This window comes from Cellvibrio sp. QJXJ, from assembly GCF_024452345.1.
Classification (GTDB): Bacteria; Pseudomonadota; Gammaproteobacteria; order Pseudomonadales; family Cellvibrionaceae; genus Cellvibrio.
Genome location: NZ_CP101662.1, coordinates 4,560,830 through 4,574,393, shown reverse-complemented (window position 1 = coordinate 4,574,393; position 13,564 = coordinate 4,560,830). Strand labels below are relative to the sequence as shown.

Below are 13,564 nucleotides of genomic sequence, written 5' to 3'. Positions count from 1 at the left end.
TGCAGCATTTAATGTGGTGGGTCGTGCTGGATTCGAACCAGCGACCAATTGGTTAAAAGCCAACTGCTCTACCGACTGAGCTAACGACCCACAGGTGTCGCACTTACAAAAACATCACCACAACAGAGTTGAGTGGTGGGTCGTGCTGGATTCGAACCAGCGACCAATTGGTTAAAAGCCAACTGCTCTACCGACTGAGCTAACGACCCTAAATGCGAGGCGCGTATAATAAGGTTTTGATAAAAAAAGACAAGCGTTTTTTTTAACATTTCATAACGAACCACAAATTTCTACGGCGGCCGGTTATATAAAAAACGATTTGTTTTTCTAATGCACAAACACCTGCTATTCACGCTGGAACACAGGTTTGAACGGCAAGCAAGATAAAACTTTCCACTCCTGCGTGTAAAAATTGACCTATTATTCACTGCATAGGCCTCTTCACTGAACGACTGCTATTGAGACACTCGCATGCCGCTTGCGCCCTCCGGAGAAAACACACTAAGGCCTGCAGGGGTCAAGCCAAGCCAGTTTTTAATACTGCTACTGGCTTATTTCTCTACCGGCTGGTTAGGCTTGCTGGTTCCGTTTGAAAATGAAAAGGTCACACTATTTTGGTTGCCAAGTGGTATAGCTGCAGCGGCGTTTTATCGCTGGACACCCAAACTCTGGCCCAGTGTTTTTATTGCTGCACTGCTGATAAACATGACCTCCGGCAACAATCTGCAAATGAACCTGCTACTCGCCGCCGGTAATACCCTCTCGCCTCTGGCAACCGTCTGGCTGTTACGCCGATTTAATTGCGACCTATCCAGCCTTGATCGTAAACACACCCTCGGCTTTTTGCTGCTCAGCGCTCTGGGCATGACACTCTCGGCGCTAGTGGGCGCAAGTTTAATTGGTATTTACCATCAGTTATCTCTGGAGACTGCTGCCTACATCGCTCTTGCATGGTGGATGGGCGACAGTCTGGGCGTGTTTCTGGCCATGCCGTTCTTGGTCAATATGAATCGCGACTATCTGAACCGGGTCAATACGCGCAGGATAGATTTTTTATTGGTGATCAGCACAAGTCTGATCGTTGGATTAATCTGCTTCCCGCTCAACAATTTTGTCAATGGTGCGCACCTGCCCATAGTGTTTATCACTTTTATTTGCATTGCATGGGCAGCCCTCTGGTTCGGCCTGTTTGGCAGCGCGATCACCACCATAGGCTTTTGTTTTTTAGCCATATGGGCAACCGTGAACCAATGGGGGCCATTTGTGTTGCCCAGTATGACGCTGAGTTTTTGGCTGATTTGGCTATATACCGCAAGTATGGTGATCATTGGTTTTATGATCACCGCTGCACACATCAAGATTACCCATAGCTACCAGCAACTCGCACAATCAGACCTTCATCAGGAACAGCAGCAAGCGCAACTGAAACGCGCGCAATTAATGGCACGCCTGGCTCACTGGCAGTGGAACCCACACACCGGGAACTACCAGTTCAGCGAATCCATGAGCAAGCTATTCGGGCTGCCAGCAGAGGCGTTGAGCGGCAAGATGGAGGATTTTATTGGTTCCTTTATCCACCCGGATGATCGCCTGCTGCTACAAATCGCACTCAACTCAGCACTTGACCAACAACAACCGCTGTCCCTGGATCTGCGGCTTGAACCGGGCGGCAATCAACGTTTTTGGTTGCAACTACAGGCCGATAAAACGCCCACCACAGAAGGCATAGTATTGCAGGGCACAATGCAGGATATCAGCGAGCGCAAGCGCCTCGATTTGGCACTGACCGCTGCGGCCGCTGATGCCGCTTCAGCACCGGATTTTTTTGTCACCATCTTGCGCGCCCTGGGCGATGCAATGTGCGTGGAGCATGTGCTCATTAGCCTTATAGACCAAGATGACCCAATGACAGCGCACACCCACACCTATCTCCGGTGCGGCGAGTTGCAGCCCAACTTCAGCTATTCACTTGAACACACACCCTGCGCCGATGTAATGGATGAAAATCTGTGTTTTGTCAGCAGTGCGGCCACCGCGCACTACCCCTTGGATGAAATGTTTCGCCAGCACAAGATTGAGAGTTATTTGGGTGTGGGCATCCGCGATGCGGAAGGGATTCCCATCGGCATCCTGATTGCCATGGCCGAGCACCCCACCCCTGTTTCTGCGCAATTAAGTTCGCTTCTGTTAATTTTTGCAGAGCGTATTGGCGGCGAGCTGCGCCGCGCACAGGATCAGGAAAAAATCTACAACCTTGCGTTTTTTGATCCACTGACCCGCTTACCCAATCGTCGCATGCTGCAAGACCGCCTCAAATTAGTTGTCTCGCAAAGCACCCGCAGCCAACAGTACGGCGCTTTACTTTTTATCGATCTGGATCACTTCAAACTGCTGAATGATACTCGCGGCCACCATATTGGCGATCAACTTTTGGTGCAGGTGGCCGAGCGCATTGAAAGCATTATCCGCAGCTCTGATCTGGCAGCCCGGTTGGGCGGCGATGAGTTTGTGGTGGTGTTTGATAATCTGGGGGATAACCCGCAAGACGCGGCCCAGGAAGCCAAAAAACGCGCCGAGCAGTTACACGAGTTAGTCAGTCTGCCCTATGCATTGCGCCAGTCGGTCTATCACTGCACCATCAGTATCGGGGTAAGCCTGTTTAACGGCCAAAACCGCTCCATCGATGACCTGCTACGCCATGCCGATGCCGCCATGTATCAAGCCAAAGACAGTGGCCGCAATGCCATCCGTTTTTTTGACCCCAACATGCAATCCCATTTGGAGAAACGCGCAGCCATAGAGGAGGATTTACGCAGTGCCCACGATTCGCGTAAACAGTTAATTCCCTACTATCAAGTGCAGGTTGATGAACAAGGCAAAGCCATAGGTGTGGAGTTATTACTGCGCTGGCAACACCCTCAAAAAGGGATGATTTCGCCCGCCGACTTTATTCCCGTTGCGGAACAAACCGGGTTAATTGTCTCCATGGGACGCGAGGTAATTCGCCAGGCATGCCAACAATTACAGCGCTGGCAGCAACGCGCTGAATTTGCACACCTGAGCATTGCAGTGAATGTCAGCCCCATTCAATTCAACCAACCCAACTTTGTGGAAGAGGTACTGACCATTGTCGACAGCTGCGGAGTTAATCCCCGACGGCTCAAGCTGGAGCTGACAGAGAGTTCACTGCTTAAAAATGTCGATCAAAGCATTGTCAAAATGCAACTGCTGCAGGATCGCGGTATAGGCTTTTCAATGGACGACTTTGGCATAGGCTATTCATCACTTTCCTACCTCAAACGTCTGCCGCTGGATCAATTAAAAATTGACCAAACCTTTGTGCGCGATATCGCCATAGACCCAAACGATGCAATTATTGCGCGCACTATTATCGCCATGGCGCAAAACATGAATTTGCAAGTGATAGCGGAGGGAGTTGAAACAGACCAGCAGCAAGTGTTTCTGGAGCAAAACGGTTGTCGTTTGTTTCAGGGGTACTTTTTTGGCCGCCCCATGCCGCTGGAACAACTCGAAAGCGAGTTGCTGGCACGAGGCTATTGCTCCTAAAACAGCTGATGCAGACGCGCTATTGCTAGCGCGGCATTATTGATAGCGAGTGGGATCAGCAATACCGGCCTGCACAAAGCCCTGCTTGCGCAGGCGACAACTATCGCACTTGCCGCAAGCCTCGCCTTCATCATTGGCTTGATAACAGGATACCGTCAGGCCGTAATCCACACCCAGCGCTACACCTTGCTTGATGATGTCCCCCTTACTCAGATGAATAAGTGGTGTGCGAATATGTAGTTTATTGCCCTCAGCGCCCGCGCGAGTGGCAAGGTTAGCCATCACTTCATAAGCGGCGATGTATTCAGGGCGGCAATCCGGGTAGCCGGAAAAATCCACCGCATTCACGCCGATAAAAATATCATCGCAACCCAGCACTTCCGCCCAGCCCAGCGCAATAGATAAAAACACTGTATTGCGCGCCGGTACATAAGTCACCGGAATACCGCCGGTCTCCTCTTCCGGTACGGCGATAGTGTCATCAGTCAGCGCAGAGCCGCCAATGGCACGTAAATCCAGCTTAATCACCTTGTGTTCAACTGCGCCCAGCGCCTTGGCGGTGCGCTCGGCAGCTAACAGCTCGGAGCGATGGCGCTGGCCATAATCAAAACTCATGGAATAACAGGCATAACCCTCACTTCGGGCAATGGCGAGCACGGTAGTGGAATCCAAGCCACCGGAGACAAGAACTACTGCTTTTTTTTGCGACATAACTCGATCAACCAAAACAAATAAAGGATTAGCCAGGCCTGAGAAACTTTGTAGGAATCAGTGACCTGGCACGTCGTTCCACAACAGCTTGTGCAATTGCAGTTGGAAACGCACAGGCAAATTATCGGCCAGAATCCACTCCGCAAGTGAAAGCGGTGTTACTTGACCAAAACTGGGGGAGAACAACACCTCAGCAACACGGCCAACCAGCTGGTGTTCATCAACCTTGAAACGAGCCCATTCGTAGTCTTCCCGGCTGCAAATCACGAATTTAACCTGATCCTGCCCACTCAGAAGTGGGATATTTTCCCAGCGGTTGCGCCCTACCTCACCGGAACCGGGGGTTTTTAAATCCATGACTTTCACCACCCGCGGGTCCACATCATCCACCGGCAAGGCGCCGCTGGTTTCGAGGGATACGCTGTATCCTGCATCACACAATGCACCTAAAAGGGTCAAACATTCACGCTGGGCGAGCGGTTCACCGCCGGTGACACAAATGTAACGGGGATTAAAACTGGCAACCTTGGCAAGAATTTCATCAAGGGATAATCGCTCGCCACCATAAAATGCGTATTCAGAATCGCAATAACCGCAGCGCAGCGGGCAGCCGGTCAGGCGCACAAACACCGTGGGCAAACCCACAGTGTTGGATTCGCCCTGCAGCGAATAGAAAATCTCGGTAATTTTTAAACTGGCTTGGGTCATGGTGCTGGTTTGGGTCATGTGACTGCACGCTGGCGTGCTGGCGGGATGAACTAGAGCGCCCGAACCGGTTGGATAGTGCAGCCAGGCGGCTCAGCGAGTAAATGTGGCGCGCAGTTTACCCCAAAGGTCGCCACTGATGCGAGGATCAGTCCATCGCAAGGTTTGCCCTGATGTCAGGCGCGCTGTTATGCTGGCAGATGCCGTTTTTTCCGCCCATCGCGTTTATTAACTGAAATATTCTGAATTCAATGATCAAACCAACCAAAACTCGTCGCCAATTGCATCAGGAACTGGAAGCGCAAATCCAGGAATTTCTGACCCATGGCGGTCAGGTCAATGAAGTGCCGCGCGGTTTAAGTGGCCGCGCCGATGCCAATGGACCATTGATCAGTATCTTTGATGGCAGCGGCCAAGAGGATCGCACACCACTGCCGGAAGTAGTTGCAGCCATCGAGGCGCGCAAAAAACCGCAACTGGCACAAAAAACAAAAAAAATGCGCCCACGCAAAAAAGTGATTCTCGACGATTTTGGTCAACCCCTGCGCTGGGAGTGGGTCGAGGAGTAAGCATCCGCAACAATTTAAGCGCTAATAGCGCAAAAAAAACGCCACAGCGATCACTCACTGTGGCGTTTTTATTGGTAACCATGGGGCATATCAGAGCCAATCTTTGCGCTTGAAATACCAATAGGGCAAGACCGCCGAAAGCAACATCAATACTACTGCGACTACAAAACCGTATTTCCAGTCAGTATGGGGAATGTACTCAAAGTTCATCCCATAAGCGCTGGCTACCACGGTAGGCGGCAGGAACACCATGGCGGCAATGGAGAAAATTTTAATAATCTGGTTTTGTTCAATATTGATAAAACCCTGGGTGGAGTCCATCAGGAAGTTAATCTTGTCGAACAAAAACGCGGTGTGCGACATCAGGGTATCCACATCGCGTTTAATCTCCCGCGCCGTTTCCTGCAACTCAAACGACTCGCGCAAATGGCGCTGCAAAAAAGAAATGGAGCGCTGGGTATCCATCAAACACAGACGAATCTTACCGTTGCTGTCTTCCAGTTTTGCCAGTTTATCGATGGCATCTTCCAGCTCGGCGTCCTCATCCTCCAGCACCATATGGCTCACATCTTCGAGTTTGCGATGGATATCCTCCAGGGCATCAGCGAGGTTTTCCACTTTCTGCTCAAACATGGTCACCAGCAAATCCTGGGGGGACGCCACTTGCACCTGACCGGCGCGGGCGCGCATACGCAACAGACGGAAATCCGCCAGGTCGCCATCGCGCACACTGATCAAACGTTTCTCTTGCAGAATAAATGCAACCGTAGCAGTGCTGTGACGGCCAGATTCACCGGGAGCAAGGAACAGGGAGTGCACGTGAATACCTACGCTGTCCTGAAAGTAGCGCGCCGAGAACTCAATCTCTTCAACATCATCTGACTCAGGTAGTTCGGCACGTAAGAAGCCGTTCAGTTCATCGCGCTCTTCGTCGGAGGGTTCGTGGGCATCAATCCAGAGCGCATTATTCAATGCCAAGCGCGGGCTTTCATCCGACTCCTTATCCTCTCGCAGGGTATTACCTTGAACTTTAAACATTCTTAACATCGTTGTTCATCTCCTGCAGCTCAAGGTCTAAGGTATCTCCCCTACGTCATAGTCGGGCGAGCGGTTTTAGGGCGGCTTTATAGCACAGCGCCAATACAGTTAAAGTATTTTATTAGGTTTTCGCCCTATGCGATTATTTTTTTGAAGGTTTTTCAGGGACCAGCCGATTTACCGGATGACAGCCTTGCGCTAACAGCAAAGCCGATGCAATTCTGCTAAGGTTGAGCAGCCACTATTTTGAGCTTTGATTATGCAAATTCGCCAGATATCCGCCGCCCTGGATGCCAAACTCGTGCAGCTGGATCACCAATTAAAACAACTGGAAAAACAACATCAACAGACACCAGATCAACAATTGGTGGATGAGATGGCGGCACTGAACCAGATACGCGACAAGCTGCTCAAGTCCAAAGACATTGCCTGGCGCGCCCATCAACTGCGCGACGATAATGATGATCAACGCCGTGCACGGCAACGCATGACAGGGTTGATTATGTGTGGGCTGAGTTTGATAGGCGCAGTAGCACTGGTCTATTTTGCCCTGCAATAACGCACCGCAAATGGGTGCAAAATACAAAGCCCGGCAGTGCGTCGCCGGGCCAAGGGTATCCCCACTTAACTAATTAAGCGGCAACCGCCGCATCGATCAAAGGCTTTAATTCACCCTTCTCGTGCATCTCGGTGATGATGTCGCAACCACCGATCAACTCACCCTTAACCCACAGTTGCGGGAAGGTTGGCCAGTTAGCAAATTTTGGCAATTCAGAGCGAATATCCGGATTGGTCAAAATGTCCACATAAGCGAACCGCTGGCCGCAGGCCATGAGTGCTTGTGACGCACGCATAGAAAAGCCGCACTGCGGCGCGCTGGGTGAACCCTTCATGTAAAGGATCACAGCATTGTCACTAATTTGCTGCTTGATTGTATCTAACACGTCCATCTTAACTACCTCGATGATCTTTAGGGATGTCTTCTGGGAATGAGGGGGCAACTGGGCAAGGTCGGTATATCCGAGTATTTTGCTCAAGTATTGCCATTTTACCCTAGCCGACCGCTGCAGGCCAATCGTGGGCGATTGCCAAATCGCGGTTTTTGCTTATTCTGTGATAAGTCTGTTCGCTGTCTCTCCCGTCTATTGAAGGTATTCTTTGCTGTGAAGTTTAATTTACGTGTCCAATTATTTGCCGCCTTTGCGCTGTTTGCGCTGCTGTTAACCGGCGGGCTTTACCTTTACTCACGCTTGAGTTTTGAACACAGCTTCAATAATTACATGGAGCAAAAAGAGGCGGCGCGCAACGCCAAGTTAATCAATGCACTGGAGCATCACTATGTGCTTTATGGCAACTGGGAGAGCTTCAAAAATAATCGTCACTTTTGGCAGATGTTTGTCTGGCAATATTCCACTAATTGGCGGCAGCGCAATGAGCGCCCTATTCCGCTGCCACTACCGCCGGAGATAAATCCCTCCTTCGCACCGGACGATAATACCGACGCACTGCAATCTTTTCTGTTGCGTCGCAACACCCAGGAAAATCGTCGTGATGATCGCGACCGCCCCGTGCGTCCCGATGATTTTTTGCGTCATCAACCCTTCAAGCGTTTTATTTTGTTGGATGCCGACAAAAATTTACTCAGTGGTAAAAAGTGGCGCAATGAAACTTATTTTTTTAACGACTTGATACTTACCATCGACGGCGAAAAAAAAGTTGTAGGCTATCTCGGTACGCCAATGAATCCGGCATTGCGCGACTTGCGCGATAATGAATTCGCCAAACGCCAGCAACAGCATTTTTTAATAACTGCGCTGGTTGCACTGGCCATTGCACTTTTCTGCGCTATTCCGCTGTCCTATTTGTTAACCCAGCGGGTAAAAAAACTAGCGACCCACGTGCAGCGTTTAAGCAGTGGCGATTACACCCAGCGTTTGCAAAGCAAAGGGCAGGATGAAATTTCTACCCTGGCCGAACACCTCAATCACTTAGCCCACACCTTGGCGCAAAGTGAACAGGCACGCAAACGCTGGGTTGCGGATATTTCTCACGAATTGCGTACTCCGCTCGCGGTGCTCAAAGCAGACTTGGAAGCACTGGAAGACGGCGTGCGCAAGTTTGATGCAAAAGCGATTAGCCGCCTGCAAAAACATGCCGAGCGCCTTGCCAATCTGGTAAATGATTTGTATCAACTCTCGCTCACCGATATAGGCGCCATGAGTTATCGCAAACGCGAGTGCGATTTGGTGGAAATTATCGCAGAAATCAGGGTTTCCCTGCAGGATAAAGCCACACAACAAGGGCTTTCGCTGGAATTAAAAACGACCAAAATTCCCCTACTTGCCTTTGCCGATCCCGAACGTTTACATCAGCTGTTTCTAAATCTGTTTAACAACAGTATCAATTACACGCAAAGCCCCGGCACTATTCGCGTACAACTCGATACTGCGGTAAAAAATAATAAAGCTTATGCAGTATTTATGATTGAAGATTCAGCACCGGGTGTAGACCCGGCGTTGCATGAAAAATTATTTGAGCGGCTCTATCGCGCCGAATCATCACGCAGCCGTGAAACCGGGGGCGCGGGTTTAGGCCTGAGTATTTGTCGCAACATTTGTGAAGCCCACGAAGGCCGCATTGAAATTGCCAACAGCGAGTTGGGCGGCCTGAAAGTAACTGTTTATTTACCACTGCAGGAATCCGCATGAATATATTAATTGTTGAAGATGAAATTGATCTGGGTGAAATACTGCAAGATTATTTAGTCAGCGAAAACTTTACCGCCACCTTGGTCAGTGATGGCGAGGTGGCGCTGCAAAAAATACTCAATGAAAAATGGGATTTGGTATTACTGGATTTAATGCTCCCCAACCGCGATGGTTTAAGTATTTGCCAAGAGGTGCGTAAAACTTCGCAAGTACCCATTATTATGACTACCGCAAAAGTGGAAGAAATAGACCGTTTGCTCGGTTTGGAATTGGGCGCCGATGATTACATTTGCAAACCCTTTAGCCCACGCGAAGTAATTGCGCGCGTAAAAGCCGTATTGCGCCGCAGCAATAAAACCGACGAGCAACAAGACACCGGCTTTCGTTTGGATAAAGAGCGCCAGTACGCCTGTGTGGGCGATCAATGCGTTGAACTAACCAGCATTGAATTTCGCATTCTGGAAACATTACTGCTTAACAAGCAGCGTGTTATTTCGCGTGATGTTTTGCTCAAAAATGCCTACACCGATCACCGCATTGTGAGCGATAGAACCATGGATTCCCACATCACCAAATTGCGTAAAAAACTACTGCCCATTTGCAGTGACGATTTAATTCATTCAGTTTACGGTGTTGGCTATCGCCTGCAACTGCCCTGATACAGTTGACGATACACCAGCGCCAAGGACGGCGCCCCCCCTCATTCGCAAGAACCCAGGTAAGAAACTGCGCAAAAAACTGACTTTTCTTGCTCTTTTTCCCGCGCTCCATCAAGTTCCATAGTTTTTGCACAGTCATAAAGTTTGCACAAATTATGCAAATTGCTTTCACAATCTGCCCATAACAAGCTTTTCGGAATCTGGTCATAGTTGTTGTCAATAATAGTTGCGCCATTAAGCGCTACTACTAACAACAGCCACTACTTATCAGCACAGGAAAATAATTATGCATCAGCAGCCGAACCAGCAGGACAGAAACGGAAATACAAATAGCAATGCAAATACAGCGAAAAGTACAGTCGATAGCGACCGTCGTAAAACGCTTGGTACACTTGGACTATTTAGCCTTATGGGCGCCACCGGTTTAATCAGTTGTGGTGGAGGCTCAAGTAATAGCAGCACCAGCAGTAGCTCTACTGCATCCACCGCCAGTATTAGCTCAACAAGCACCAACGCCGCAACCAGTAGCAGCTCGGGCAGTTGTACATTAATTCCCACCGAGACCATTGGTCCCTTTCCATTATCAACCCTACTAAATAATTCACTGGTACTGCGTGAAAATATCGCAGAGGATAAAACCGGTGTGCCCTTACAGGTGAAATTAAAACTGGTGAACGTCAATAACAATTGCAGCCCGGTTTCGGCGTATGTGTATATCTGGCACTGTGATAAAGACGGATTGTACTCAGGGTATTCCACCAACAACAATGCTGGGCAAGCGGGGCAAACCTATTGCCGCGGTATTCAGTACACCGACACAAGCGGCGTGACCCATTTCACTACCATTTACCCTGGTTGGTACGCCGGGCGAATCACCCATATTCACTTTCAGATTTTCCTAACTACCTACAGCAGCACTGCGCAGTCCACCGCCATTTCACAAATGGCATTTCCCGCTGCGGTAACAACTGCTGTTTATAATTCTTCGCTTTATACCAAGGGGCAAAATACTTCCGTAACCAGTTTTGCCGCAGACAATGTATTTAGCGATGGAGTGGAATATCAATTAGCAACGGTGACAGGAAGTGTAGAAGAGGGCTATGTTGCGGAGCTGGAAGTGGGTATCTCGGTGTAGCGAAACCCATCCAGCCCGGTAAATTTATTGCGGCACTTGCTGCTGCGCTAATTTTCGCTTGGTTAGTGCAGTCGCCTCGTGTTCCAGCGGATTTTCCGGCCAGGGGTGGCGTGGGTAGCGGCCGCGCATTTCTTTGCGTACCTCGGGGTAGGCCTGCTGCCAAAAGGTTTGCAAATTAGTGGTAATGGCGAGCGGGCTGCCATTGGGTGAAAGCAAATGGATTTTTAGCGGGATTTTGCCATTACTCAGTTGCAACTGTTCGCAGCCAAAAAACTCCTGCAACTTGGCCGAGATTTGCGCGCTGCCTTCACTGGTAAACTCAATAGTTACACTGCGCCCACTAGGTAAAGTAATTTTATCGGGCAACAGCTGCGCAATTTTTTGGCACTGTTCATATCCCAAATAAAATTCCAACGCTTCACGCAGCGGCAAGCGTTCCAGTTGTGTGCTTTCATTCAAAAAGGGTGATAGCCACTGCGGCATCTTCTCGATAAGTGACGCATCATCCAGTGCGAGACAATCCAACAACTGATGTGTATTTAATAATCGTGCACGTTCGAGTAAAGCGCGTGCGCTGTCACTCCATGATAGTTGCGCTAAACTTTTTTCGCGCGCAAGCTGTTGAACATGAGCCACCAATTTTGCGCTCAACTCTGTAGAGTCAATGGGTTGAAACTGCTCGTCGATAACCACACCGCCCATGGTCCAACAGCTGTGCTCTTGCCAGCGCTGCTGTTTGAAAACCATGCTTTGGTTCAACTGACTTAACTCGCGCTGTTGCGCCTGCGCAAGTGATAAGGCGAGACCAATACCCGAGTGACTTTTGGGCTTGGTATTGATGAGTAAAAACACCGCCCAATTGGATTCCAATTTTCCCTGTGGCTCCACACTCATGCCCGAATTTAAACGGTAGCGGCCAGACTCCTGTTTAAAACCGATACGATCACTGAACGCCCGCGCAATCAATAACGAATCGATTGCGGCATTTTCTTCCTGCAGCGCCAATACCGAAAGCCAGCGTTTTTGTTGTCGCTGCCAGTGGTGATTGCGTTTTAATTCTTGCGCTGCATCCGCAAGCCACTGCTCCAAATCCTGATCGCCCGCCAATTCAAAATGTAACGCCAAAGCGAGCAATAGAGATGAAGTGGCGATCACATTTTTATGCAGCAACAAAAACGCGGCAATGCGCGGGTGAGTACCCAGTGCGCTGACTTTTTCACCCGTAGGGGTAATTGCGCCCTGTTCATCCAGCAGCTGCATTTTTTGCAATTGTTGCTGCGCAAAAGCTAATGCCAGCGCATTCGGTGCTTCAAGCCAAGGTAAGGATTGGGCGGGGCTGCCCCAGTGGGCGATGCGCAACATCAGCGGAAGGTAATCCGTCGCGCGAATTTCCGGTAAATCCGCAGCGGCGAGCGGCTGGTCTTGCGACCAGAGACGAATACAGTGGCCGGCTTGCACGCGCCCCGCACGACCGCGCCGCTGTTCGGCGCTGGCCATGCTGATGCGTGTGGTGCGTAAGCGAGTAACGCCAGTGCGCTGTTCGTAATCGGCGCGGCGCGCCAAGCCAGAATCAATCACCAGTGTGACATCGGCAATCGTCAATGAAGTTTCAGCAATATTGGTCGCTAAAATAATACGCGGCCCCTGCGCTGGGTCGAGCGCCATTAATTGCTCGGAAGCGTTAACGCGGCTGTGTAAGCGACAGACTTTATGTGCGGGAAAATAGCTGGCGAGCAATTGCGCGCAATCTTCTATTTCACGCCAACCCGGTAAAAACACCAGACAACAGCTGGCTTGCCATGCAGGATAAGACTGCAAGGCACGCAGTAATTGTTCATCCACTTTTTCCGGATAACCACGCGCATTTTGTTTGGCTGGTTGATGCTGCACAGTGACGGGAAAGCAGCGACCCGGCGCAAAAATTCGTTGGGGAATTTGTTGTTGCAACGCGGGATCAGGTGTTGCACTCATTAGCACAAGCTGCAAATCCTCACGCAGAATTTGCACTTCTTGCAAAAACGCCCACGCCATATCCTGATTGACACTGCGCTCATGAATCTCGTCCAACATCACACAGGCAACATTATCGAGCGTGGGGTTTTGCAGCAAATGCTGCAGTAAAATACCGGGGGTCATTAATACTAAACGGGTATCCGCACTCATGCGCGAATCGTAGGGCACTTGATAACCCACTTGTTGCCCCGGGGTTTCACCCAATAGCTGGGCGAGCCGTTGGGCAAGCGCTTGTGCGGCTAATACGCGCGGCTGCACCAACCACACTTGTTGCCCTGCGGGTGCTTGTTGCAAAACCCACAGCGGTGCGAGGGTGGATTTCCCCGCGCCCGGCTCCGCTTCCAATAACAAAGGAGTGTGTGCAAGTGCAGCGACAAATTCACTGCGCAGTGCGCTTAAGGGTAATTCAGGCAGATGAATGGCAGCGTTTTTCGCCTGCGGATTTAACTCAATGCTCAC

Annotated in this window: 11 protein-coding genes and 2 tRNA genes; 6 read left to right on the top strand and 7 right to left on the bottom strand. The window is 50.1% G+C overall.

What is annotated here, in order from left to right; translation table 11 throughout:
• Positions 1-14: 14 nt before the first annotated feature.
• Together NNX04_RS19815 and NNX04_RS19810 are read right to left on the bottom strand one after the other, a co-directional pair.
• Positions 15-90, bottom strand: a tRNA-Lys gene (locus NNX04_RS19815).
• A 43-nt stretch (positions 91-133) separates the two neighbouring features.
• Positions 134-209 (bottom strand) — tRNA-Lys (locus tag NNX04_RS19810).
• 262 nt (positions 210-471) lie between these two features.
• On the opposite strand from NNX04_RS19810, the gene NNX04_RS19805 reads away from it, so the two are divergent.
• Positions 472-3,567 carry a bifunctional diguanylate cyclase/phosphodiesterase gene (locus NNX04_RS19805; protein WP_261946931.1) on the top strand — a complete coding sequence of 1,032 codons (3,096 nt, stop codon included), beginning with the start codon at positions 472-474 and terminating at the stop codon, positions 3,565-3,567.
• Between the two features lie 36 nt (positions 3,568-3,603).
• Here NNX04_RS19805 and queC read toward each other — a convergent pair whose 3' ends face one another.
• Together queC and queE are read right to left on the bottom strand one after the other, a co-directional pair.
• Complete coding sequence (queC, locus tag NNX04_RS19800; RefSeq protein ID WP_151056650.1) at positions 3,604-4,278, bottom strand: 7-cyano-7-deazaguanine synthase QueC; 675 nt, start codon at positions 4,276-4,278, stop codon at positions 3,604-3,606.
• Positions 4,279-4,335: 57 nt separating this feature from the next.
• Positions 4,336-5,004 carry a 7-carboxy-7-deazaguanine synthase QueE gene (gene queE / locus NNX04_RS19795; RefSeq protein ID WP_151059379.1) on the bottom strand — a complete coding sequence of 223 codons (669 nt, stop codon included), beginning with the start codon at positions 5,002-5,004 and terminating at the stop codon, positions 4,336-4,338.
• Positions 5,005-5,234: 230 nt separating this feature from the next.
• On the opposite strand from queE, the gene NNX04_RS19790 reads away from it, so the two are divergent.
• Positions 5,235-5,552 carry a hypothetical protein gene (locus NNX04_RS19790; RefSeq protein WP_007644229.1) on the top strand — a complete coding sequence of 106 codons (318 nt, stop codon included), beginning with the start codon at positions 5,235-5,237 and terminating at the stop codon, positions 5,550-5,552.
• Positions 5,553-5,642: 90 nt separating this feature from the next.
• On the opposite strand, the gene corA is transcribed toward NNX04_RS19790, so the two are convergent.
• Entirely contained in the window at positions 5,643-6,599 is a 957-nt protein-coding gene (gene corA / locus NNX04_RS19785) for a magnesium/cobalt transporter CorA (RefSeq protein WP_040392824.1), read from the bottom strand.
• 250 nt (positions 6,600-6,849) lie between these two features.
• Here corA and NNX04_RS19780 point away from each other — a divergent pair, with 250 nt between their 5' ends.
• A complete protein-coding gene (locus tag NNX04_RS19780; protein WP_261946930.1) occupies positions 6,850-7,149 on the top strand; it encodes a hypothetical protein in 300 nt (99 codons plus the stop codon).
• A 73-nt stretch (positions 7,150-7,222) separates the two neighbouring features.
• On the opposite strand, the gene grxD is transcribed toward NNX04_RS19780, so the two are convergent.
• On the bottom strand, positions 7,223-7,540 hold the full coding sequence (grxD, locus tag NNX04_RS19775) for a Grx4 family monothiol glutaredoxin (RefSeq protein ID WP_040392827.1): 318 nt from the start codon (positions 7,538-7,540) through the stop codon (positions 7,223-7,225).
• A 213-nt stretch (positions 7,541-7,753) separates the two neighbouring features.
• Here grxD and NNX04_RS19770 point away from each other — a divergent pair, with 213 nt between their 5' ends.
• The 3 genes from NNX04_RS19770 to NNX04_RS19760 all read left to right on the top strand — a co-directional run bounded on the left by NNX04_RS19770 (position 7,754) and on the right by NNX04_RS19760 (position 11,092).
• Complete coding sequence (locus tag NNX04_RS19770) at positions 7,754-9,298, top strand: ATP-binding protein (RefSeq protein WP_261946929.1); 1,545 nt, start codon at positions 7,754-7,756, stop codon at positions 9,296-9,298.
• Entirely contained in the window at positions 9,295-9,957 is a 663-nt protein-coding gene (locus tag NNX04_RS19765; RefSeq protein ID WP_007644237.1) for a response regulator, read from the top strand. Before NNX04_RS19770 ends, NNX04_RS19765 begins: the two co-directional genes overlap by 4 nt.
• Positions 9,958-10,243: 286 nt before the next feature.
• A complete protein-coding gene (locus NNX04_RS19760) occupies positions 10,244-11,092 on the top strand; it encodes a protocatechuate dioxygenase (protein ID WP_261946928.1) in 849 nt (282 codons plus the stop codon).
• A gap of 24 nt (positions 11,093-11,116) precedes the next feature.
• Here the strand turns inward: NNX04_RS19760 and hrpB are convergent, their stop codons facing one another.
• Positions 11,117-13,564 carry an ATP-dependent helicase HrpB gene (gene hrpB / locus NNX04_RS19755; RefSeq protein WP_261946927.1) on the bottom strand — a complete coding sequence of 816 codons (2,448 nt, stop codon included), beginning with the start codon at positions 13,562-13,564 and terminating at the stop codon, positions 11,117-11,119.